Origin of the sequence: Microbacterium sp. ProA8, assembly GCF_039905635.1 — a bacterium.
In the GTDB taxonomy this organism is placed as follows: domain Bacteria; phylum Actinomycetota; class Actinomycetes; order Actinomycetales; family Microbacteriaceae; genus Microbacterium; species Microbacterium chionoecetis.
This window is the reverse complement of sequence record NZ_CP157000.1, coordinates 2,582,195-2,604,216: the sequence shown is the minus strand read 5'-3', so window position 1 is coordinate 2,604,216 and position 22,022 is coordinate 2,582,195. Positions and strand designations below refer to the sequence as shown.

The window sequence follows — 22,022 nt, the reverse complement described above, 5'->3', positions numbered from 1 at the left end:
TGCATAGGCGAGTCCCATTCGCGACATAAGAAACGCACAGCATCGGTGGGCACAGTGGTGAGTGCTTGGCAGAAGGAGCAATCATGAGCGACATCCAGGGCGATCGCCCGGAAGACCAGACCCCCGCCGTCCCGACTCAGCCGGCCGCGGAGGCCGCCGCGCAGACGCCCGCCGAGCCGGAGGCGGCCGCGCCGTCCACCGCGCCGGCGCCGCCCGCCGCTCCCGCTGCCCCGCCCGTGCCGCAGACGCCCGCTGCCCACGCCGCCACCGCCGCGCCGAGCGCGCAGACCGCGTCGCACAGCACGCAGGCCGCGCCGACCCAGCCGGCCGCGCCGACCCCGCCCACGCCGCCGGCCGGTTACCCGGCAGGTGCGCAGGCATACGCCCGTCCGCAGGGCTACGCGGGGCAGCCCGCCCCGTACCCCCACTCGTACGCCGGACAGCAGCAGCCCGCCGCTCCCGCACCGGGTGCGTCCTTCGGCGTCAACCCGGCCGACACGCAGCCGACGCTTCCGATCGGCGGCGCCACGGGCCCGATGCCGACCTCGACCGCGAAGAGCACCACGAAGGACAAGAAGCCTGCGGCCGCCGGCAAGATCGTGGGGCTCATGGTCGCCGCCGCCATCGTCGGCGGAGCGGCAGGCCTCGGCGGCGCGTACGCGGGCGTCTCGTGGTTCGCACCGGTGAGCGCCTCTCCGGTCGCCGGACCCGCAACGGTCACCGTCAACGACACCGACGAGGTCAACCAGACCACCGGGATCGCCGCCAAGGTGCTGCCGAGCGTCGTGACGATCGCCGCGACGAGCTCCTCCGGAGCGGGAACCGGCTCGGGCGTGGTCCTCACCGAGGACGGCTACGTCGTCACCAACACCCATGTCGTGACCCTCGACGGCGCCACGGGCGACGCGACGGTCCGTGTGACGACCTCGGACGGCCGCGTGTACGACGCCGAGGTCGTCGGCACCGACCCGACGTACGACCTCGCGGTCATCAAGCTGCAGGATGCCGAGGGCCTGACCCCGATCGAGTTCGCCGACTCGAGCAAGCTGAATGTCGGCGACACCACCGTGGCGGTCGGCGCACCCCTGGGCCTGGCGAACTCCGTGACGGAGGGCATCGTCAGCGCCCTCAACCGCTCCATCCAGATCGCCTCGTCGGCCGCGCCCGACAGCGGTGACGAGAACGAGCAGCAGCCCGAGGAGAACGGTCAGGAAGGGCCGTTCCGCTTCGACTTCGGTCAGGGCGACCAGCAGTCCTCGGCCACCGAGACCATCTCCATCGCGGTCATCCAGACCGACGCGGCGATCAACCCCGGCAACTCGGGCGGCGCTCTCGTCGACTCCGACGGCAAGCTCATCGGCATCAACGTCGCCATCGCGAGCGCGGGCGGCTCGTCCGCGGACGGCTCCGGCTCGATCGGCGTCGGCTTCTCGATCCCGTCCGACATCGTCGAGCGCATCACCGATGAGCTCATCGAGAACGGCGAGGCGACCCACGGCCTGCTCGGCGCCACCGTGCAGCCCGCGGCATCCGTCGAGGGTTCGACGACCACCGGGGCCTACATCAAGGAGCTCACCGACGGCGGCGCGGCAGCGAACGCCGGTCTCCAGGCCGGCGACGTCGTCATCTCCTTCAACGGCGTTCCCGTGACCGACTCGACCGATCTCACCGCGCAGGTGCGCGGCGCGGCGGCCGGAAGCCAGGCGGAGGTCACCTACGTCCGCGACGGCAAGACGCAGACGGCGGAAGTGACGCTGGGCTCGCTGCAGTAGCCGCACGCGCGGTTGCACACCACAGGACGCCATCTCGCGAGTCAGCGAGTCCCGATACGGGCTCGCAGGTAGGCTCGCGGGATGGCGTCTTTCTCTTTCGGCGCGGGCAACGCGCGAAAGCTCGCGACGCTGCCGCTGTATGCCGCAGGACGCATCTTGACGATGCTCGTGCCGCGCACGCGTGACGAATGGGTCTTCGGCTGCGCGGTCGGCATCGGCGACGGCGCCCTCGCCCTCTGGGACGTCGCGGCCGCGCACGGTCGCACCGCGGTCTGGCTCGTCGGCTCGAAGCAGGAGGCGACGGATGCCGCGGCCCGCGGCATCCGCGCTGTTCCGAAGCGTTCGCTGCAGGGCCTCTGGCGCACCGCGCGCGCCCGGGTGATCGTGGTCACGCACGGCTTCGGCGACGTGAACCGGTACGCCGTGTCGGGCGCGTTCGTGGTGCAGTTGTGGCACGGGATCCCGCTCAAGCGCATCGGCGTCGATTCTCCCGAGACGCTCCGGGTACCCGGCCCGATCGAACGGACGCCGGCCGCCGGCACCGTCAGAGGTCTGCTGCGCGCGATGTACCGCGGCGCGGCGCGGCGCATCCGCGTGCTGCCGGCCGCATCGCACACCGTGCGAGGTCGCCTCGAGTCCGCCTTCGCCCTGCCCGACGCCCGCGTGCCGGTGACCGGCGAGCCGCGGGTCGACGTGCTCTCTCGCGGCACGGCCGCGGAGCGCCGCAGCGACGCTCGGGCGGCCATCGCGCGCGCCGTGCCGCGAGCGACGCCGGAGGCGCGCTTCGTGCTGTACGCGCCGACGTGGCGCGACGGCGCACCCGACCCCGCGGTACCGACCGCCGACGAGTGGACCAGGATCGTCGAGGTGCTGAACCGGCACGACGCGACGCTGCTGGTGCGCTCGCACCCGCTCGGCGCCGGCGACTACCGGCCTCCGTTCCCGACCGATCGCGTGCAGCCGCTCGGCAGCGACCGCGTGCCGGACGTCACGCCGCTGCTGCCGGGTCTCGACGCGCTCGTGACGGACTACTCGTCGCTCGCGTTCGACGCGGCGCTGGTGCCGCTGCCCACGCTGTTCCTCGCCCCGGACGTCCAGGAGTACGCGCGGAGCCGCGGGTTCTACGGCCGCTATTCGGATGTCGCCGGCGACGATTGGGCCGTCGACTGGGCCCACATCGCCGCGCAGCTCGACGCTGTCCTGGGGGATTCCGCCGAGCGCGCGCGGCGGATCGATCGCGCCGCCGCACTGAGCGCGCGCGTGCATGCGTTCCGCGACGGACGCAATGCCGAGAGGGTGTACCGTGCGATTCTGGCCGGAACGGCCCACGATGCCCGTGCCGAGGAAGGAACCGGATGACCGAGGCGAGCTTCACGACGGACGGCGTCCCTGCGCTCGTGCTCGCGGGCGAGGGGGAGCGGCCCGAATCCGTCGAGATCGTCGGCGCCCGGGCTCGCGTCACGGCGCGTGTGACAGGCCGCGGCAAGACGTGGAAGGCGACGCTGCCGTTGCGGGCGGCACGCTGGGGCGGTCCGGAGCTGCCGCTGCCGTCGGGGACGTACGAGGTGCGGATCGGCGGTGCGACGGCCAGCGGCATCCACCCGCCCGAGGCGCTCCCCGTCACTCAGCTCGGCACGCTGCGCGCGACGCTCGACGGCTGGACGCTGCGCGTCGGTCCGCCCATGGACCCGGCGTACGACTCGGGCGAGGGACAGGACGCCCTCGAACGCCGGTATGCCACGCGACCGGCGTCCGGGTTCGAGAACGCGGTGTTCTTCGAGAGCTTCTACGGGCGCAATGCCAGCTGCAACCCGCTCGCGATCGATCGCGAGCTCGCGCGGCGCGCGCCCGACGTCACGCGGTACTGGAGCGTGGTGGACCTGTCGGTCGCCGTGCCGGAGGGAGCGATCCCGCTCGTCGAGGGGAGCCCCGAGTGGTGGCGTGCGCGGGGAGCGGCCCGGCTGCTCGTGGTGAACGACTGGCTGCGCCGGCGCTTCGCCCGCCGCAAGGGCCAGGTGGTGCTGCAGACCTGGCACGGCACGCCGCTCAAGCGCCTCGCGCTGCACCGCCCCGGATTCGACCCTCGGCGCATGGCCGCCGTGGTGCGCGAGTCGCGCCGCTGGAACGTCCTGCTCGCGCAGAACCCGTATGCCGCCCGCATCCTGAGCAAGGCGTACGCGTTCCTCAATCGCCCGGTCTGGGTCGAGGGCTATCCGCGCAACGACGTGCTGACCACCGGCGACGGCGCGGCGACGCGCCAGGCACTCGGCATCCGTCCCGGTGAGCGGGTGATCCTCTACGCCCCGACGTGGCGAGACGACCGGGACCAGATCGTCGACTTCGTCGACCCGGTGGCGCTCGCCGCCGCGACCGACGCCGTCGTGCTGGTGCGCGGGCACTCGCGCACCCTGCTGCCGGGGCGGGATGCCGAGGGGCCGCGCGTGATCGACGTGACGGGCTTCCCCGACACCGCCCTGCTGCTGCTCGTCGCCGATGCCCTGGTCACCGACTACTCGTCGGTGATGTTCGACTTCTCGGTGACCGGCAAGCCGATGTACTTCCTCGTTCCCGACATGGAGCACTACCGCGGCGAGCTGCGCGGGTTCTACTTCGACCTCGCCGCACACGCTCCGGGGCCGATGGTGCGCACGCAGGACGAACTGGTCGCGGCGCTCGCCGCCGACGGGGACGCCGGCGGGGATGCCGCGTACGCCGATCGCTACCGGCTCTGGCGGGACAAGTTCAACGCTCGCGACGACGGGCACGCGGCCGAGCGCGTGGTGACGCGGATCCTCGATCAGGGCTTCATCGACGTCTGACGGACGCCGGCCTCATCCTGCTCATGGCAGAGGCGTGTTGCGGGTGCCCAGGCGGGAGGTGTCGACCGTGTCATGGGCACCGCCGACGACACCGAGGACGAACCCCCAGCCCCACGCGAGGTGCATGCTGGGCAGCACCGCGGCGGTCCACAGCTTGTCGCGCCAGCCGTGCCCGCCGCCGGGCCCGAGGGCGACGCCGACGATGAGGACGGCGTAGGCGATCACGGGCAGATACACGACGGATGCCGCGACCGCCCACCATCCCTGCACCACGCCCGTCAGCTGCAGCACGCCGACGACGAGTGCGAGCAGGATCGTCAGCACGAGCGCCGGAGGTGCGAAGAAGCGCAGCGAGTTGCCGCGCCCGAACCGGCGGACGAGCTCGCCGCGCCAGCGCCCGGTGGCCGAGAACTGGCGCACCAGCCGCGTCCAGCTCTCACGCGGCCAGTACGTGACGGCGAGCGTCGGATCGAACCACACGCGATAGCCGGCGCGGCGGATGCGGAGATTGAGCTCCCAGTCCTCGCCGCGGCGGATGGTCTCGTCGAAGAGGCCCACTTCATCGAGCACCGCGCGGCGCATCACACCCAGGTACGCCGATTCGGCCTCACCCTCCTGCGTTCCGCCGTGATAAGCGCCGCCGCCGAGTCCGATGGGGGAGTTGTAGGCGCGCGCGACCGCACGTTGGAAGGGGGTGCGGCCGTCGGCGCGCATCACTCCGCCCACGTTCGCCGCGCGCACCCTCTCGAGGGTCGCGAGGGCGCTGCGGGCGTAACTGGGATCGAGTTCGGAGTGCGCGTCGACGCGGACGACGGTCGGGTACCGGCCGGCGCCGATCGCCAGATTGAGGCCGATCGGGATGTCCGCGGCGGGGTTGTCGATCAGCACGATGCGGTCGTCGCCGCGGGCGAGCTCGCGGGCGAGCTCGGTCGTGCCGTCGGTGGACGGACCGAGTGCCAGGATCAGTTCGGTCGGCCCGGCGACATCCTGTGCCAGCACCGTCTCGACCGCATGTCGGAGGTATTCGTGCTCGTTGAGCACCGGCATCACGAAGCTCACGCCGGCATCGGGGGGAGGGACCGGAGCGTCCCTGCGCCCGTGTTGCTCGACATGCACGCGTCGATCATGTCATGGGTGCCGCTGGGTAGGCTGGAGGCGTGGGTCTGGTCTCAGATGGAAAGAAGGCGGTCGCGCTCGTCCGCAAGGCGGTGCGCAACCGCTCGGCCGTCATCGACGTGAGACGCACGCTCGTGGGCCGGCCGCAGCATCCGGCGTTCCACTACCGCGTGGCCGTGTACTTCGCCGACGGCGCGGTCAACATGTACCAGATGCGGCAGTGGTACAAGCCTCTCGCAGCCCTCGCGAAGACGTGGCCCGTCGTCGTGCTCAGCCGGGCGGCGACCGGTGCCAAGGCGCTCCTCGACGACGCTGCGCTGCCCGTCGCCTTCGTGCCGACGGTGCGCGATCTGGAGCGCTTCGTCGCCAAGCAGGACATCCGCGTCGTGCTGTACGTGAATCAGAACACCCGCAACTTCCAGATGTTCCGGTACGGGCGCCGGTGGCACGTGTTCATCAACCACGGCGAGTCCGACAAGATGTACATGACCACCAACCAGTACAAGGCGTACGACTACGCGATGATCGCGGGCGACGCCGCACGCGAGCGGCTCTCGCGGGTGCTGTGGGACTACGACATCGATCGGCGCACCATCGAGATCGGCCGTCCCCAGGCCGACCACTACTCGGGAACGCTGCCGTACACGCCGGACGAGCGCACCGTCGTGCTGTACGCGCCCACCTGGGAGGGTGACCGGCCCTCGGCGCACTACGGGTCCATCGCCACCCACGGTGAGGCGCTCGTGCGTGCGCTGCTCGCCACCGGGCGCCACCGCGTGATCTATCGCCCGCACCCGCGGTCCGGCGTGGTGGACCACGAATACGGCGCGGCGAACCGGCGCATCATCGCCGCGCTCGCCGCGGCGAACACCGCGGATCCGGGCGCGCACCACTTCTTCGACGACGGACCGGAACTCGGCTGGCAGCTGTCGGCCGCCGACGTGGCGATCGTGGACATCTCGGCGATGGTCTACGATCGGCTCGCGGCCGACAAGCCGCTCCTCATCACGCGTCCTGCCGATCCGGCGGCGGCGATCGACATGCACGGCTATCTGTCGGCGTGCGAGTGGCTGGATGCCGCGGCCGCGCCCGACGTCGTCGCCCAGACCGAGCGGGTGCTCGGCGACCCTGAGGCGGTCGCGCGTCTCAAGGAGTGGGTGACGCGCTACTTCGGCGACACGACGCCCGGTGCGGCATCGGCGCGGTTCCATGCGGCCGTGCAGGGGCTCATGGACGACTGGGAGACCTGGTACGCCCGCTCGGTCGTCGATGACGACGACGAAGCCGACGACGAGGCCGAGCTCGACGACGAGGGCTGAGCGGGGACCGTCGCAGCGGCCGGAGCCTCCGCTCCGGCTCCTGATGCCACAGATCGCTCAGGTGACGGGTGCCGGGCGTTCGACGAGCCGCGCGATCGCCCGCAGCGGGATGGCGACCCAGGTCGGGCGGTTGCGGGCTTCGTAGATCGCCTCGTAGACGGCCTTGTCGAGTTCCAGTGCCGCCAGCAGCGGATGCCGCGGGTCCAGGCCGCTGCCGGAGGCCTCCGCGTAGCCTTCGACGAACGCCGCCCGCGCGTCGAGAGCCCACGCCCGCACCGCATCGGCCGAACGGTCGGGGTCGTCCAGGCGCAGCGACCCTGCGACGTAGTCGAACGAGCGGAGCATGCCCGCCACGTCGCGCAGGGCGAAGTCCGGTTGCCTGCGCTCGGCCATCGGGCGGAGCGGTTCGCCTTCGAAATCGACGAGGAGCCAGCCGCGCTCGGGGGAGTGGAGCACCTGCCCGAGGTGGTAATCGCCGTGGATCCGCTGCAGCGGCGGCCAGGGCACCTCGAGTGCGCGGCGGTACACGGCGGCTGCGGCATCCCGCTGTCCCGCGATCTCCGGCACCTCGGCGATCGCTATGGCGAGCCGTCGCTCCCAGGTGGCCGCGGCGGCGTCGCGGTCGGCTGCGGTCGGGTTGCGGGTCGGGAAGCAGCGGGTCAGTGCGACGTGCACCTCAGCGGTCGCGGCGCCGAGCGCGCCCGCCTGGGCGCGGAAGTCCTCGCCCCGCGCGGCGGCCAGGAGGGCGACGCGCCACGCGTCCTCGACGCCCGGCAGGTACTCCTGCGCGAAGGCGAGCGACCCGCGCACGCTGCCGTGTGCGGTGGTGAGGTCGGGCCAGCTTCCCTCGATCGAGCCGACCGGCCGCGGCACGTGCGTCGATCCGGCTCGCGCCAGTGCTTCCTGCAGCTCGATGTCGGGATTGAGTCCCGCGTGGAGCTGGCGATAGACCTTGCAGATGACGGGAGTGCCGACGCCCTCGTAGATGAGGGAGGTGTTCGACTGCTCTCCGCTGATCACCCGTGCCGTGGCGAGTGCGGGAACGCTGTCGGCAGCCACAACTCGGGCGATCGCGGTCGTCTGCGGGCCGCGCGCGGTGCCGCCGCGGGTGATGAGACGCAGCAGCGCCTGCGCATACGCCGGGTCATGGGGCCCGTCGATGAAGGTCGTGCCGGGGGTCGGACTGCCGATGGTGTGGTCGGGATCGGCTCTCACGGTCTCCGTCGCCCGCTCGACCACGGGGATCTGGTAGAGCACGGCCGGAAGCGCGCCTTCGTCCGCAACGAGGAACGTGCGGATGCGCACACCTGCGTCGGCCTCGCCGAGGTCATCGGCATCGACCGCCATGTCCCACCACGACACCAGGCGGAGGCTCGGCGGGCGGCCCTTCGCGGCGTACCACCGCTGCCTCGGCATCCACGCCGCCAGGCACGCCAACGTGCTGTCCATACCTGTGAGCGTATGCCCGCGACGGTTGACATGTCGAGGACGAGTGCAAGCGCTTACAGTCGAGGCCGCTGTCAATCGTTCGAATCAGGCTCCGCTGCGGCATCGCTCCCGGCCACCGGCGTGACCGGGATCACGATCGCCTCGATGACGCCGCCGCCGCCGAACTCCGGCAGGCCGATGCTCCCCAGGCCGCCCAGATCGACGGGTGCGGCATCCGGAAGTCTCTCCGCGCTCGATTCGGCGCGCGCCGGTTCGGACGGCAGACCCGCCCACTCGGTGGGTTCCTCGGGACGCTGGCTGAACAGACCCATACCGCCATTCTCGCCCCGGCGGCACCACCACGGGTCACATGCCGAATCTCCACAGATACTCCTCGCCGTCCTCGGGACGCAGCCAGGCGATCGTGACGACGGCGGAGCCGGGGTCGGCCTCGCACAGGCAGAGCTCGGCCGTGTCGCCCGGTGGCATCAGGCCCCAGTGCTCGGTCAGGGAGGCCGCACCCGCGTCGACGAAGACGCGCACGACATCGACTGGCAGGCGACTGGCGTTGGTGACGAGCGGATGCCTGTCGTAGACCTCGTCGACGCGCCAGGGCACCCGATAGGCGTGCGGTGGAGGGGGTTCGTCCGAATCGAGGGCGCGAAGCATGACCGCCACGGTAGGAGCCGGCCCCGACGCGCAGGGGGCGGTATCGCGGTCACGACGCTTTCGCTGTGGAGAACCCTGCGAAGCGCCCTCCGACGAGGTGTGGGGGAGGAACCTCAGTCGGCGGAAGGAGCCTCGATCTCGCGCTTCCTGCGCCGCACGACGCTTCCGACCGCGGCCGTCGTGCGGGTCACCCCGCCGACCACGACCTCGCCGGCGCGACGGATGCCGCGCCCCGCGATCCGCTCGACCCGGTCGGCGCCCGGTCGAGGCTCCAACTCGGGCGGCAGCTGGAGCGGCGGCAGGCCGAACGCCCGCCGGGAGCCGACGAGCACGCGCCGCCCGAGGATGTTGTTGCCCACGCCGCCGATGGCCGCACCGATCCCGAAGGGCAGCGCTTTGCCGATCCAGGACGCCCCGCCTCGAGCGGCGAACTGACGGATGAACGTCGACTTGAGTCGATCGACGAGCGGGCCGACGGCGGCGCGCGGCAGGGACTTGGTGATGAGCTCGCCCCAGTAGCCGGAGCGACTCGGGCCGCGCCCGGCCGCCTGTCCGGCGAGCTGCGCAACGAGGTCGATGCCCTCTTTGCCCAGCATGAGGGTCAGCACGAGCGCTCGCGCGCGGTCGGGATCCGAGACCGGGATGCCGTGGACCTCGGCGACCGACTGCGCGAACAGCGTCGTCGCCTCGAGGAACGCCACCGTCTCGACGCCGCTGAGAGCCAGCGTGACGCCGGTGCCGATCCCCGGAACCACGGCGGTCGCACCCACCGCCGCGCCGCCGCTCGTGACCGCCGCGAGATAGCGTCGCTCGAGGATGCGGACGATGTCGGCGGCGGAGGCATCCGGATGCCGCAGCCGGACGCTGCGCAGATGCGCGAGCACGACGGGTCGCTGGATCGAGAGCACCCGATCGAGCGCCCGGATCGTGAACGGGTGCTCGTCCGAGCCCGCGGGCGGCAGACCGCCCTGCCACGGCGAGTCGCCGGGCAGGGAGTGGATGCGGTGAACCTTCTCGCTCATCGCGCCGAGTCTATGCGTCCGGATCCTGACGTCGGCTCAGGGTTGACACGCCTGCGTGCAGGGGTCAGACGTACAGGTTCGCGCGCTCGAGGTCTTCGGCGAAGTCGACCTCGACGGCGTACAGGTCCGAGATGTCGAGCGGCTGGAGCAGCACGCCGTCTTCGGCGATCGCGAGCTCGAGGCCGCGCTCGAAGTAGTCCTGGTCGTCGACGCGCGTGAGGTGGCGCATGAACGCCTTCTTGTCGCGGCTCGAGATGTAGTTGATGCCCACGGCCTCGCCGATGCCGCCCTTGACCGTCTTCGACAGCTCCTTGATGAAGCCCTCAGCCGTGACGGTGTACTTGACCTCTTCGTCGCTGACCTTCGAGGTGTTGACGGTGACGAACGACTGGTCGCGCTCGATGAGCTCGATGGCGCGGCCGAGGACGCGCGGATCGAAGACCACGTCGCCGTTCATCCAGAGCACGCCGCCCTTGCCGGTCTTCGCGAGAGCGCGCAGCAGGCTCTTGGAGGTGTTGGTCTGGTCGTAGCGGTCGTTGTACACGTAGTCCACGTCCGGGAAGGCTTCGACGACCGTCTCCGCCCGGTAGCCCACCACGGTGGTGATCTTGGCGTCGCTGCCGAAGGTGGCACGGATGTTGTCGTGCTGCTGCTGCATGATGCTGCGGCCGTCGCTCAGCTCGGTGAGCGGCTTGGGAAGGCTGCGGCCGAGGCGCGAGCCCATACCGGCTGCGAGGATGACGGTCTGAAGGGTCAAAAGTCTTCTCCTGAAGTGCGTGATTCACTGCCGGTTCACCGGCGCGACACCCCTTCGTGCCGGGACCATGCTATCCATGGCCCCTGGGAAGGCGCATAATGTTGGGCTCCCGTTGCCGATTTGTGACATAACGCGATTGCCGCGACGCGGCGACATGAACTGCCCCGGGATCAGGCCCGCTTGATACGTTGGTTGGGTGACAGCCTCCCTCCCGGTGCCGAATGACATCGATCCGGATGAGCCGGACCGTCACTCCGATGCGCACGCCGTGCGCCTCGCGGACACGGTACTGCCGGCCACGGACAAGCCCCGCCGCCCGCCCCGCAAGCCGCGCTCGGACAAGGGCACGCCGCGCACGCCCCGCACTCCCGCGCGAAAAGCCGAGCCGCAGCCCGATCCGGGTCCGCCGCCGCCGCTTCCGAGCGATCTCGAACTCGCCGCGAGTGCCGCCGCGCGGATCGTCGTCCCGCCGCGTCCGCCTCTTCCGCCGGTCACGGACTCACCGCCCGCCGACGCCGCTCCCGTACGCCCCCGCGAGAACGATTCCGAACCCGGGCCAGCACCCCGGGTCAGATCGGACGCCGGACCCGCATCCGACGCCACCACGGCCGACCCCGCGGTCCACCCCGGACCCGGATCCACGCGGCAGGACGTCTCGCACATCACGCCTCTTGCCGATTCCGCCGCGGTGGTCGATGCTGAGCCCGTGGTCGAGTCCGCGCCGGTGGCCGAGCCCGCGGCGCCGGTTGAGCCTGCGCCCGAGCCCGTTTCCGAGCCTGCGCCCGAGGCAGCGGCCCCGATCGCGCCCCCGCCTGCGCCGGCGGACCTCGATTCCGAGCCCCGACGCGGCGTTCCGCCCGTCGGCGCGCCTCAGCCGCCGTCGGTCCCGCCTCTGGTCGAGAGCACCCCGGCCGCCGGCACGGCGGCTGCGGCATCCGTCATTCCCGGAACCCCGGCGGTGCCCGCCACCGGCGGCGATGCGCTCGTGCTCCGCGGCGTCACCAAGCGGTTCGGCAGCACCCACGCGGTCGACGGCATCGACCTCACCGTTCCCGCAGGGACGTTCTACGGGCTGGTCGGCCCGAACGGCGCCGGCAAGACGACGACCCTCTCGATGATCGCGGGCCTTCTCGAACCCGATCGTGGCACCATCCACATCGGTGGGGTGGATGCCGCGGCCAAGCCGCTCGCGGCCAAGCGCCTGATGGGCGTGCTGCCCGATCGGCTGCGCACGTTCGACCGCCTGACGGGGCGCCAGCTGCTCTACTACTACGGAGTGCTGCGGAAGCTGCCTCCCGCCGTCGTCGAGAGCCGCACGGCGGACCTGGCGCGGGCCTTCGATCTCGAAGACGCCCTCGGCCGGAGCGTGTCGGACTACTCGGCCGGCATGCTGAAGAAGGTCATGCTCGCCGGGGCGCTCATCCACTCGCCGCGCCTGCTCGTGCTGGACGAGCCGTTCGAGGCCGTCGACCCGGTCTCGAGCTCGATCATCCTCGACATCCTCTCGGCGTACGTGGCTCACGGCGGCACGGTGATCCTGTCGAGTCACGGCATGGAGCTCGTCGAACGGGTCTGCACCCGCGTGGCGGTCATCGTCGCCGGGCAGGTGCTCGCGGAGGGCACCGTCGCCGAGGTGCGGGGTGAGCTCACGCTCGAGCAGCGCTTCGTCGAACTGGCCGGCGGCCTCAGCGACGTGGAGGGCCTCGAGTGGCTGCACACGTTCTCCGACTGAGGGTCGCGCTGCTCTTCGGCGCGCTCCGCGGGGACGCAGGGCACGTCGTCCGTGTGGTCGGCGCGCTGGTCCTCCTCCTCGCCGCGACGGTCGCGGCGTGCTGGGCCCTGCTGACGCTGCGGGATGCCGCCACCGAGGAGGTGCTGGCGGTCACCGTGCTCGGCGGCTCCGCGGTCACGCTCGGCTTCGCGCTCGCACCCCTGTTCGGAGCGGTCGACGATCCGCTGGATCCGCGGCGGTTCGCGCTGTTCGGCCTGCCTCGGGGTGGCCTCGCAGCGGTGCTCGCCGTCGCCGGGCTCCTCAGCGTGCCGATCATGGTGCTGGTCGCCGTCGCAGTGTGCGCCGCGATCGTCTGGGCCGACCACGGCGTGCCGGTGCCCATCGGCATCCTCAGCGTGGTCCTGGGAGTCCTCACCTGTACGCTGCTCGCCCGCCTGTGCATGGCCCTGGCGTCGCTGTTCCTGCGCGATCGGCGATCTCGCGAGCTGTCGGGCGTGTTCGTGCTCGTGGTGCTGGTGGTGGTGGTGCCGGTGGGTGTGTTCCTGGCATCCCTCGAATGGCAGGGCGCCGTGCCGCCGCAGCTGCTCGAGGCCGTGGATCTGCTGGCACTGACGCCGCTCGGCGCGGCCTGGGCGCTTCCGGGAGTGGTGGCCGTCGGCGGCGACGCCTGGCTCCCTGCACTCGTCGCCGTGGCGACCATCGTGGTGCTCGCGCTGCTCTGGGCCTGGGCTGTCAGACGGCTGCTCACGACGACCGAGCGGCCCACGTCGGGCCGTGCCCGCGGCGGGCTGGGGTGGTTCGGCGTGGCGCCGGGAACGCCGGGGGGTGCCGTGGCCGCCCGCAGCCTCATCTACTGGTTCGGGGATCGCCGCTACGTCGTCAACGGACTGGTGATCCCGTTCGCGGCGGTGATCACGGTGGTGCCGCTGCTCATCGCGGGCGTGCCGCCCGAGCTCGTCGCGCTCGTGCCGGTGCCGTTCGCCGCGCTCTTCCTCGGGTGGCTGCCGCACGACGACCTCGCGTACGACTCCACGGCGGTCTGGATGCACATCGCGAGCGGCGTGCGCGGCGTCTCCGACCGGGTCGGGCGCCTGGTGCCGGTGCTCCTCGTCGGTGTGCCGCTGCTGGCGGTGGCCATTCCGGTCGCGACGACGCTGCACGGGCGGTGGGCGGTGCTTCCGGCGCTCACCGGGGTGTGCGCCGCCCTGTTCCTGTCGGGTCTGGGGCTGTCGAGCATCTCATCGGTGGTCGCGCCGTACGCGGTGTCGCGGCCGGGTGAGAGCCCGTTCCAGCAGCCCCAGCGCACGAGCGCCGCGGGCGCGGTCGCGCAGGGCGCCGTCATGCTCGGCGCGCTCGTCCTGTCGGCGCCGGTGCTGTGGTGCGGGTGGCTCGCGCTGCAGGGCGACACGGCTGCCGCGGAGATGGCGCTGTGGGGCGGCCTCGCCATCGGACTCGGTGTGCTGCTCGTCGGCATCACCGTCGGGGCGATCGCGTTCGAGCGTCGGGGCGGGCGGCTGATGGAGTTCGCGGAGTCGACCTGAGTCGTCCGGACGGGCCCGACACCGGTCGGCCCCGGCTACACTGACAGACCATGAGCACCCCGCTGGACAGCCCTGATCAGGGCGGTATCGCGACCCTCGATCGCGAGCTCGAAGAGCTCCTCAAAGAAGAGAACATCGAGCCGGGTGACCACGAGCGCTTCTCGCATTATGTGAAGAAGGACAAGATCCTCGAGTCCGCGATCACCGGCAAGCCGGTGCGTGCGCTGTGTGGCAAGAAGTGGACGCCCGGCCGCGATCCCGAGAAGTTCCCGGTCTGCCCGACCTGCAAAGAGATCTACGAGTCCCTCGGCGCCTGACTCCGGCCGTCGGAGCGTGCGGGTGCGAGCCCGCGCTGAGCGCGCAGGTGTGAGCCCGGACCTCGCATGAGCGTCACTCCGCGTCGGCGTAGACCGTCGGGATCGCCGGGTCGGAGCGGCTGAGGGCCAGCGCGCGCACGGGAAGCTCCTCGCGCACGCGCGCGTGGTGCGCCCGGGCGGCTTCCACGCCCGCGTTGCCCTCGAACACGGTATCCGGTGCGCCGTCGGTCACGAGCGGCACCTGCAGCGGGCGCGCTCCCGGGTGCGCCGCCCCGGTGTCGAGGGCTTCGAAGCCGTCGGACACGACGATGAGCTCGCTCGTGGCCGTGCCGTCGTCCAGGGTGCGGAACGCCGCCTTGCGCCCGCCCTTCGATCCCTTGTCGGTCGACGCCTTCGCCACGCCGACCCACCCGCCGTCGTCGCCCTGCCGGGCGACCAGCTTGTAGACCATGCCGGCGGTCGGGGTGCCCGATCCCGTCACCACGGAGGTGCCCACGCCGTACGAGTCGACCGGGGATGCCGCGAGGGCCGCGATCGCGTACTCGTCGAGGTCGCTCGTCACAGTGATGCGGGTGCCGGTCGCTCCGAGCTCGTCGAGCTGCGCGCGCACCTCGGCCGCGACCGTGGGCAGGTCGCCGGAATCGATGCGCACGCCCCCGAGCCCCGTGCCGGCGATGCGCACGGCCGTCTCGACGCCCCGGCGGATGTCGTATGTGTCGACGAGCAGCGTGGTACCCACGCCCAGCGCCTCGATCTGGGCGCGGAAGGCGCCCTCTTCGGTGTCGTGCAGCAGCGTCCACGAGTGCGCCGCGGTGCCCATCGTGGGGATCCCCCAGCACCGGCCGGCTTCGAGGTTCGAGGTGGCGGCGAAACCGGCGATGTAGGCGGCGCGTGCGGCGGCCACCGCCGACCCCTCCGCGGCGCGGCGGGAGCCCATCTCGGCAAGGGGCCGGTCGCCGGCGGCCACGCTCATGCGCGCGGCCGCGGTCGCGATGGCGGAGTCGTGGTTGAGCACGCTCAGCGCGAGCGTCTCGAGCACGACGGCCTCGGCGAACGTGCCCTCGATCGTCAGGATGGGGGAGCCGGGGAAGTACAGCTCGCCCTCGCGGTAGCCGGTGATCGAGCCGGTGAAGCGGTAGCCCTCGAGGAAGTCGAGGGTGGCGGCATCCACCACCTTCTCGTCACGGAGGAACCGCAGCTCTGCGTCGGCGAAGCGGAAGTCGCGGATCAGCGACAGCAGCCGGCCGGTGCCGGCGACCACGCCGAAGCGCCTGCCTGCCGACAGTCGCCGGCCGAAGAGCTCGAACACGCAGCGGCGGCCGGCCGTGCCGTCGCGCAGGGCCGCGTCGACCATGGTGAGCTCGTAGCGGTCGGTCAGCAGGGCGGTGGAGGCGCCCTCTCGCGAAGCGTGCCCGTGGGTCATGCGGGCCAGCCTAGTGAGCGGCTGGCGTAGGCTGGGGCATCGTGAACGACGCGCCGATCGGAATCTTCGACTCCGGAGTCGGCGGACTCACCGTCGCGCGGGCCGTCTCGGCCCAACTGCCGCAGGAGTCGATCCTCTACATCGGCGACACGGCGCGTTCGCCCTACGGGCCGAAGCCCATCGCGGATGTGCGCCGCTACGCGCTCGAGGTGCTGGACGAGCTGGTGGCCCAGGGCGTCAAGATGCTCGTGATCGCGTGCAACACCGCGTCGGCCGCCATGCTGCGCGACGCGCGCGAGCGCTATGACGTCCCGGTCGTCGAGGTGATCAACCCCGCCGTTCGGACTGCGATGTCGACGACTCGCAACGGCCGTGTCGGGGTCATCGGCACCGCCGGCACCATCAGCTCGGGCGCCTACCAGGACATGCTCGGGGTGAACGAACGGCTCACGGTCTTCGCGCAGGCCTGCCCGCGGTTCGTGGAGTTCGTGGAGGCCGGCGTGACCGGCTCGCCCGAGGTGCTCGCGGTCGCCGAGGAGTACCTGGCGCCCCTTCGTCACGCCGGCGTCGACACCCTCGTGCTCGGCTGCACGCACTACCCGTTCCTCGAGGGCGCGATCAGCTACGTCATGGGCCCCGACGTGAGCCTCGTCTCGAGCGACACCGAGACCGCGAAGGACGTCTACCGTCAGCTGGTCTCCCGCGACCTGCTCGCGGGTCCGGATGCCGAGCCCCAGCACGTCTACGAAGCCACCGGCGCGTCCGCCGACGAGTTCCTGCGCCTCGCCCACCGGCTCATGGGCCGCGAGGTCAGCGCGGTCCGACTGGTGCAGACCGGCGCCATCGACCTGCCGACGCGGCTCGGCTGAGGCATCCGTGTCCCACAATCCCCGCACCATGTCCCGAAAATCACCGCCCCCGGCATCGGGAAGCGATCGAATTCGGGACATGCGCATCGTCAGAGGAGAGAAATGACCGACATCACCCGCGCCGACGGCCGCACCGTCGACCAGCTGCGTCCCATCACCATCGAGCGCGGCTGGTCGAGCCAGGCCGAAGGGTCGGCTTTGATCTCGTTCGGCAACACGAAGGTGCTGTGCACGGCGTCGTTCACCAACGGCGTGCCGCGCTGGCTCTCGGGCAAGGGCAAGGGCTGGATCACCGCCGAGTACGCGATGCTGCCGCGCGCCACGAACGAGCGCAACGACCGCGAGAGCGTCAAGGGCAAGATCGGTGGCCGGACGCACGAGATCTCGCGCCTGATCGGCCGGGCGCTTCGCGCCGTCGTCGACACCAAGGCACTCGGCGAGAACACGATCGTGATCGACTGCGACGTGCTGCAGGCCGACGGCGGCACGCGCACGGCGGCCATCACCGGCGCCTACGTCGCCCTGGCGGACGCGATCGAGTGGGGTCGGCGCAAGAAGTTCATCGGGCAGAAGGCGCAGGTGCTGTTCGACTCGGTGTCGGCCGTGTCGGTCGGCATCATCGACGGCGAGCCGATGCTCGACCTGGCCTACGTCGAGGACGTCCGCGCCGAGACAGACATGAACATCGTCGTCACCGGTCGCGGTCTCTTCGTCGAGGTGCAGGGCACCGCCGAGGGCGCGCCCTTCGACAAGCGCGAACTCGACGCCCTCCTCGAACTCGGCGTCAACGGCTGCGCCGACCTGCGCACGCGCCAGCTCGCCGCGCTCGGCGAGGGAGCGGCCGAGGGCGCGGCATGACCGCCCACCCGGACGACATGGCCGAGGCCATCGCCGCGGCGGAGGCCCAGACGGCCGCCGCGGACGCGGACGCGGACGGCGTCGTACGCCAGATCGTGCTCGCGACGCACAACCGTCACAAGGTCGAGGAGTTCCAGGCGATCGTCGCGGCCACGCGCCCGGATCTGTTCGTCGTGGCCTACAGCGGCCCCGAGCCGGTTGAAGACGGCGTCACGTTCGCCGAGAACGCGCTGATCAAGGCGCGCGCCGCGGCGGAGCACACCGGTCTGCCGGCTCTCGCCGACGACTCCGGCATCTGCGTCGACGTGCTCGGCGGCGCACCCGGGGTGTTCTCGGCTTACTGGGCAGGACACGCGAAGGATGCCGCGGCCAACCTGGAGCTGCTGCTCGACCAGCTGTCCGACATCCGCGATCCGCACCGCACCGCCCAGTTCGTCTCGACGATCGCGTTCGTGGTGCCGGGTGACGCCTCGCGCGAGAGCGTGGTGGAGGGCGTGTGGCCGGGTCGCCTGGCGGAGGCGGCCGCGGGCGAGGGCGGCTTCGGCTACGACCCGATCTTCATCCCCGACGGGCAGGCGCCCGACGCCGAGCGGACGGTCGGCGAGTGGACCGCTCTCGAGAAGAATGCGGCATCCCATCGCGCCCGCGCCTTCGAGGCGCTCGGGCCGCTGCTCGCGGAGCTGTGACCCGCCACCGGTGGCACTGCGACTGAGAATCACGATCATTCCCGACTAGCCGGAACGGCGCGTTCGGGGGCGGTCACGGGCTTAGCCTGGGCGCATGCACGATCACGCGCCGACCGGGATCCGCGGGGCCGGCAGCCGCCGCCTCCTCGGGATCTCGCTGGCGATCACCGCCACCGTCATGGTGGTGCAGATCGTCGGGGCAGCGCTGTCGGGATCCCTCGCGCTCTTCGCGGACGCGGCGCACATGTTCACGGATGCCGCGGCCCTCGTGATCGCCCTCGTCGCAAGCACGGTCGCCGCACGGCCGGCCAACGACCGCCGCACCTTCGGCTATCAGCGGGCCGAGGTCTTCGGCGCCCTGGTCAACGGCATCATCCTCATCCTGCTGTCCGCGTGGGTGGCGTATGAAGGCGTCTCGCGCCTGCTGAACCCGGACGACGCCGAGGTCGCCGGCGGACTCATGCTGGTGGTCGCCCTCATCGGTCTCGTGGCGAACGCCGTCGCGATGTGGCTGCTCGGCGCGGCGCAGCGGCACAGCATCAACGTGCGAGGCGCGTACCTCGAGGTTCTCGGCGACCTGATCGGCTCGGGTGCCGTCATCGTCGCGGCGATCGTCGTCCTCACCACGGGATGGGACCAGGCCGACGCGATCGCGTCGCTCTTCATCGCGGCGATGATCGTGCCCCGCGCCATCCGGCTGCTCGGGGAGGTCCTGTCGGTGCTCGCCGAGTCGGCGCCGAAGGGCACGCACGTGCGGGAGATCCGCGACCACATCCTCACCACCCCGGGCGTCGTCGACGTGCACGATGTGCATGTGTGGCAGCTGACCCGCGGCGCACCCGTGTTCACGGCCCACGTCGTGGTCGACGACGCCGCGCTCGCGGACGGCCGGGCAGCCGGCATCCTGAGCGGTCTGCAGACCTGTCTGTCGCAGCACTTCGACGTGGAGCACTCGACCTTCCAGCTCGAGCCCGCCGGTCACGTCGAGCACGACGCCCACGCCTGAGCGGCAGCCGGTCAGTCCTCGCGGCGTACCTCGTCGGGGCGCTTGTCGGGGCGCAGACCCCGCCACCGCGGATGGCGGAGGATGCCGGCCGGCGTGAACTCCCCGTACTCCACCTCGCCGACGAGCTCAGGCCGCACCCAGAGGGCGTCGCGGGCGTCGAGCGGAGGCACGCCCGTCAGCGGATTGTCGTCGGTGCGCAACGGCAGCAGCTTCTTCATCAGCGTCGCGAGCGTCGAGTCGCTGAAGCCCGTGCCGACGCGGCCGGCGTAGCGCAGGCCGTCCTCGTCGGGGATGCCGAGCAGAAGCGATCCGAAGGTGCTGCTGCGCCCGCCCTTGCCGGGACGGATCCCCGCGATCACCACTTCCTGGGTGCGGGTGATCTTCACCTTCAGCCACGACTCGGCGCGGCCGCCGCGCACGTAGCGCGAGCCGGGATCCTTGACGACGATTCCCTCGAGCCGCAGCTGCACGCTCGTATCCAGGGCCGCGTCGACATCGTCGAACACCGGAGGAACGGCGATCGCGTCGACGGATGCCGCCACCACCGCCTCGAGCACATCCCGTCGTTCGCGCAGCGGGAGGTCGGCGAGATCGTCGCCGTCGTGCGCGAGGATGTCGAAGAGGTAGTAGCGCACCGGCGTGCGCCGCGCCTCCCGCGCGATGTCGCCCGCGCGCTCGAGGTTCATGCGGGTCTGCAGCAGCGGGAAGCTGGGCCGGCCGTCGGGCTCGAGCGCGACCAGCTCGCCGTCCAGCACGGCCGGCTCGCGGCCGAGGCCGGCGTCGACCGCCGTGATCTCGGGGTACCGGTGGCTCACCTCGTTGCCGCTGCGGGCGAAGAGCCGCAGCCGGTGACCGTCCCACGCGCCGACGGCGCGGATCCCGTCCCATTTCATCTCGACCCACGCCGGCTCGCCCCAGCGCTCCGAGGCGGCACGCGCCACGGCGGGCGTCGCCGTCGTCGACAGCATCGGGCGCAGTTCCTCGCCCTGAGGCAGCGGCGTCGTCGAAGGTTCAGCGGCAGCGTCGACGCCGTCGTTGCCCGGATCAGGTGTTCTGCCGCCGACAGGACGCCGTGCGCGCGATCGTCCTGTCGGCGCCGGATCTCCTGTTCCGGATGCCGCGGGCCGGGGCTCCGCGACCGGGGACGACGCACGCCGCTCGTGGCCGGCGCGGGGCGCCGGGCGCGGCTCGTCGGCTTGGGGAGTGGCCTCGACGACGATGCCGTCCGGCTGCGGCCGGCCGTCGGCATCCGTCTTCATCCGGTGCAGCAGCCAGCTGGACTTCTCGCCCTCGCCCTCGGTGCGGATCAGCGCGAGGCGCACGCGCCCGAGCGGCCCACCGGGCCGCCCTTCGAGCGTCGCGATGATCTCGTCGTCGCGCCACTTCTCGAGGTCGTAGCGGCCGTCGTCCCAGATGGTCACCGTGCCGCCGCCGTACTCACCGGCGGGGATCGTGCCCTCGAAGGTCGCGTACTCCATCGGGTGATCCTCGGTCATGACGGCGAGGTTGTTGCGCTTGTACGAGTGCGGGACGCCGCGCGGCACCGCCCAGCTCACCAGCACGCCGTCGCGTTCGAGGCGGAAGTCCCAGTGCAGGCGGCTGGCGTGGTGCTCCTGGATCACGAAGCGCGGCCGCTCGCCCGACGGCGTCGCACCCAGGGGGTTCGCCGGCACGGGCTCGGGCGTGCGCTGCGCGCTGCGCTTGGAGATGTAGGCCGACAGGGGCCCGGACTCGGCCTCGCGCCCGCCGGCGTGGAAGCCGAGCGCCGCCATCGGATCGCCGATGGTCTCGATGCGCTCGAGCACCTCGGTGAACTCGAGGTGGCGCAGCTGCGGGTCGTCGAGCTCGTCCCAGGTGCGGGGCGCGGCGACCGTGGGGTGGGCGCGGCCGCGGAGCGAGTACGGCGCGATCGTGGTCTTCGACCCGTTGTTCTGGCTCCAGTCGATGAGCACCTTCCCGTGGCGCTCGCTCTTCTTCATGCTGCTCACGACGAGGTCGCGGTGGTCGGCCTCGATCGCGCGGGCGAGCTCGTTCGCGAGCGCGGACGCCTGCTCGGTCGACTGGCCGGGCGGCAACGCCGTGTAGAGATGGATGCCCTTGCTCCCGCTCGTGACCGGATACGGCTCGAGCCCCATGCCGAGAAGGATGTCGCGCGCCCAGCCTGCGACGACGGCGCACTCCTGCAGGCCGGCGCCCGGCCCCGGATCCAGATCGAGGACGAGCCGGTCGGCGGGTCCGCGATCGCCGTCCGGGGCGAAGCGCCACTGCGGCACGTGCAGCTCGAGACTGGCCACCTGCGCGAGGTAGACGAGCGTCGGGATGTCGCCGACCAGCGGATACTCCTTGGTTCCCGTGGAGTGGGGGATCGGCATCCGCCTCACCCATGAGGGCGCGCCGCGCTCGAGGTCCTTCGCGAAGAAGACCATGCCGGGGTCCTCCGCGGTGCCGACGCCGTCGGGCCAGCGCTTGCGGGTCACCGGGCGGCCGATGACGTGGGGGATCAGCACCTCGCCGATGCGCGAGTAGTAGTCGATGACCTCGCCCTTGGTGGTGCCCGACTCGGGGTAGAGCACCTTGTCGAGGTTCGTGATGCGCAGGCGCCGGCCGCCGATGCGCACCAGCTGCTCGTCGCCCGCCATGCGCACAGATTATCTTCGTCGCGTCCCGCAAGGGGTGGTCCGGTGTCGC

General features: G+C 71.7%; 19 protein-coding genes. 11 read left to right on the top strand and 8 right to left on the bottom strand.

What is annotated here, in order from left to right:
* The first annotated feature begins 83 nt into the window (after positions 1-83).
* The 3 genes from ABG085_RS11650 to ABG085_RS11640 all read left to right on the top strand — a co-directional run bounded on the left by ABG085_RS11650 (position 84) and on the right by ABG085_RS11640 (position 4,591).
* Positions 84-1,772, top strand: a complete 1,689-nt coding sequence (locus ABG085_RS11650; RefSeq protein ID WP_347975907.1) for a trypsin-like peptidase domain-containing protein — start codon at positions 84-86, stop codon at positions 1,770-1,772.
* 81 nt (positions 1,773-1,853) lie between these two features.
* Positions 1,854-3,131: a CDP-glycerol glycerophosphotransferase family protein gene (locus ABG085_RS11645; RefSeq protein ID WP_347975906.1), complete on the top strand. Its 1,278-nt coding sequence runs from the start codon at positions 1,854-1,856 to the stop codon at positions 3,129-3,131.
* Positions 3,128-4,591, top strand: coding sequence for a CDP-glycerol glycerophosphotransferase family protein (locus tag ABG085_RS11640; protein ID WP_347975905.1), 1,464 nt, complete (start codon positions 3,128-3,130; stop codon positions 4,589-4,591). Before ABG085_RS11645 ends, ABG085_RS11640 begins: the two co-directional genes overlap by 4 nt.
* Before the next feature lie 21 nt (positions 4,592-4,612).
* Here ABG085_RS11640 and ABG085_RS11635 read toward each other — a convergent pair whose 3' ends face one another.
* A complete protein-coding gene (locus ABG085_RS11635) occupies positions 4,613-5,650 on the bottom strand; it encodes a glycosyltransferase family 2 protein (protein ID WP_347975904.1) in 1,038 nt (345 codons plus the stop codon).
* A gap of 98 nt (positions 5,651-5,748) precedes the next feature.
* Here ABG085_RS11635 and ABG085_RS11630 point away from each other — a divergent pair, with 98 nt between their 5' ends.
* Entirely contained in the window at positions 5,749-7,026 is a 1,278-nt protein-coding gene (locus tag ABG085_RS11630) for a CDP-glycerol glycerophosphotransferase family protein (protein WP_347975903.1), read from the top strand.
* Between the two features lie 57 nt (positions 7,027-7,083).
* On the opposite strand, the gene ABG085_RS11625 is transcribed toward ABG085_RS11630, so the two are convergent.
* The 5 genes from ABG085_RS11625 to ABG085_RS11605 form a co-directional block, all read right to left on the bottom strand.
* The gene (locus ABG085_RS11625; protein ID WP_347975902.1) at positions 7,084-8,475 is read right to left on the bottom strand and encodes a phosphotransferase; all 1,392 of its coding nucleotides are present in this window, start codon (positions 8,473-8,475) and stop codon (positions 7,084-7,086) included.
* Between the two features lie 71 nt (positions 8,476-8,546).
* Positions 8,547-8,786 carry a hypothetical protein gene (locus ABG085_RS11620; protein ID WP_347975901.1) on the bottom strand — a complete coding sequence of 80 codons (240 nt, stop codon included), beginning with the start codon at positions 8,784-8,786 and terminating at the stop codon, positions 8,547-8,549.
* 34 nt (positions 8,787-8,820) lie between these two features.
* Positions 8,821-9,123 carry a hypothetical protein gene (locus ABG085_RS11615; protein WP_347975900.1) on the bottom strand — a complete coding sequence of 101 codons (303 nt, stop codon included), beginning with the start codon at positions 9,121-9,123 and terminating at the stop codon, positions 8,821-8,823.
* 113 nt (positions 9,124-9,236) lie between these two features.
* Positions 9,237-10,145 (bottom strand): hypothetical protein, encoded by a 909-nt coding sequence (locus ABG085_RS11610; RefSeq protein WP_347975899.1) that lies wholly within the window; start codon positions 10,143-10,145, stop codon positions 9,237-9,239.
* 64 nt (positions 10,146-10,209) lie between these two features.
* Positions 10,210-10,902, bottom strand: coding sequence for a phosphocholine cytidylyltransferase family protein (locus ABG085_RS11605; protein WP_347975898.1), 693 nt, complete (start codon positions 10,900-10,902; stop codon positions 10,210-10,212).
* A gap of 196 nt (positions 10,903-11,098) precedes the next feature.
* On the opposite strand from ABG085_RS11605, the gene ABG085_RS11600 reads away from it, so the two are divergent.
* From ABG085_RS11600 to ABG085_RS11590, 3 genes are read left to right on the top strand one after another with little or no spacing between them, the layout of a single operon-like run.
* Entirely contained in the window at positions 11,099-12,634 is a 1,536-nt protein-coding gene (locus tag ABG085_RS11600; RefSeq protein WP_347975897.1) for an ATP-binding cassette domain-containing protein, read from the top strand.
* Positions 12,610-14,175 (top strand): hypothetical protein, encoded by a 1,566-nt coding sequence (locus ABG085_RS11595; RefSeq protein ID WP_347975896.1) that lies wholly within the window; start codon positions 12,610-12,612, stop codon positions 14,173-14,175. The genes ABG085_RS11600 and ABG085_RS11595 overlap by 25 nt, the downstream gene beginning before the upstream one ends.
* 50 nt (positions 14,176-14,225) lie before the next feature.
* The gene (locus ABG085_RS11590) at positions 14,226-14,492 is read left to right on the top strand and encodes a DUF3039 domain-containing protein (RefSeq protein WP_163617487.1); all 267 of its coding nucleotides are present in this window, start codon (positions 14,226-14,228) and stop codon (positions 14,490-14,492) included.
* Positions 14,493-14,565: 73 nt separating this feature from the next.
* On the opposite strand, the gene ABG085_RS11585 is transcribed toward ABG085_RS11590, so the two are convergent.
* Positions 14,566-15,915: a nicotinate phosphoribosyltransferase gene (locus ABG085_RS11585; protein ID WP_347975895.1), complete on the bottom strand. Its 1,350-nt coding sequence runs from the start codon at positions 15,913-15,915 to the stop codon at positions 14,566-14,568.
* 41 nt (positions 15,916-15,956) lie between these two features.
* On the opposite strand from ABG085_RS11585, the gene murI reads away from it, so the two are divergent.
* The 4 genes from murI to ABG085_RS11565 all read left to right on the top strand — a co-directional run bounded on the left by murI (position 15,957) and on the right by ABG085_RS11565 (position 19,334).
* A complete protein-coding gene (murI, locus tag ABG085_RS11580; RefSeq protein ID WP_347975893.1) occupies positions 15,957-16,784 on the top strand; it encodes a glutamate racemase in 828 nt (275 codons plus the stop codon).
* A gap of 102 nt (positions 16,785-16,886) precedes the next feature.
* Positions 16,887-17,642 carry a ribonuclease PH gene (gene rph / locus ABG085_RS11575; RefSeq protein ID WP_347975891.1) on the top strand — a complete coding sequence of 252 codons (756 nt, stop codon included), beginning with the start codon at positions 16,887-16,889 and terminating at the stop codon, positions 17,640-17,642.
* The gene (gene rdgB / locus ABG085_RS11570) at positions 17,639-18,328 is read left to right on the top strand and encodes an RdgB/HAM1 family non-canonical purine NTP pyrophosphatase (RefSeq protein WP_347975890.1); all 690 of its coding nucleotides are present in this window, start codon (positions 17,639-17,641) and stop codon (positions 18,326-18,328) included. Before rph ends, rdgB begins: the two co-directional genes overlap by 4 nt.
* A 94-nt stretch (positions 18,329-18,422) precedes the next feature.
* A complete protein-coding gene (locus ABG085_RS11565; protein ID WP_347975889.1) occupies positions 18,423-19,334 on the top strand; it encodes a cation diffusion facilitator family transporter in 912 nt (303 codons plus the stop codon).
* Between the two features lie 11 nt (positions 19,335-19,345).
* Here the strand turns inward: ABG085_RS11565 and ABG085_RS11560 are convergent, their stop codons facing one another.
* Positions 19,346-21,973 (bottom strand): ATP-dependent DNA ligase, encoded by a 2,628-nt coding sequence (locus ABG085_RS11560; protein ID WP_347975888.1) that lies wholly within the window; start codon positions 21,971-21,973, stop codon positions 19,346-19,348.
* Between the last annotated feature and the right edge of the window lie 49 nt (positions 21,974-22,022).

Excerpts from the sequence above, each read along its gene's own strand:
- ABG085_RS11615 (WP_347975900.1), bottom strand. The coding sequence starts at position 9,123 with ATGCTTCGCGCCCTCGATTCGGACGAACCCCCTCCACCGCACGCCTAT.
- rdgB (WP_347975890.1), top strand. The coding sequence starts at position 17,639 with ATGACCGCCCACCCGGACGACATGGCCGAGGCCATCGCCGCGGCGGAG.
- ABG085_RS11585 (WP_347975895.1), bottom strand. The coding sequence starts at position 15,915 with ATGACCCACGGGCACGCTTCGCGAGAGGGCGCCTCCACCGCCCTGCTG.
- ABG085_RS11610 (WP_347975899.1), bottom strand. The coding sequence starts at position 10,145 with ATGAGCGAGAAGGTTCACCGCATCCACTCCCTGCCCGGCGACTCGCCG.
- rph (WP_347975891.1), top strand. The coding sequence starts at position 16,887 with ATGACCGACATCACCCGCGCCGACGGCCGCACCGTCGACCAGCTGCGT.
- ABG085_RS11590 (WP_163617487.1), top strand. The coding sequence starts at position 14,226 with ATGAGCACCCCGCTGGACAGCCCTGATCAGGGCGGTATCGCGACCCTC.
- ABG085_RS11625 (WP_347975902.1), bottom strand. The coding sequence starts at position 8,475 with ATGGACAGCACGTTGGCGTGCCTGGCGGCGTGGATGCCGAGGCAGCGG.
- ABG085_RS11640 (WP_347975905.1), top strand. The coding sequence starts at position 3,128 with ATGACCGAGGCGAGCTTCACGACGGACGGCGTCCCTGCGCTCGTGCTC.
- ABG085_RS11560 (WP_347975888.1), bottom strand. The coding sequence starts at position 21,973 with ATGGCGGGCGACGAGCAGCTGGTGCGCATCGGCGGCCGGCGCCTGCGC.
- ABG085_RS11565 (WP_347975889.1), top strand. The coding sequence starts at position 18,423 with ATGCACGATCACGCGCCGACCGGGATCCGCGGGGCCGGCAGCCGCCGC.
- ABG085_RS11620 (WP_347975901.1), bottom strand. The coding sequence starts at position 8,786 with ATGGGTCTGTTCAGCCAGCGTCCCGAGGAACCCACCGAGTGGGCGGGT.
- ABG085_RS11650 (WP_347975907.1), top strand. The coding sequence starts at position 84 with ATGAGCGACATCCAGGGCGATCGCCCGGAAGACCAGACCCCCGCCGTC.
- ABG085_RS11645 (WP_347975906.1), top strand. The coding sequence starts at position 1,854 with ATGGCGTCTTTCTCTTTCGGCGCGGGCAACGCGCGAAAGCTCGCGACG.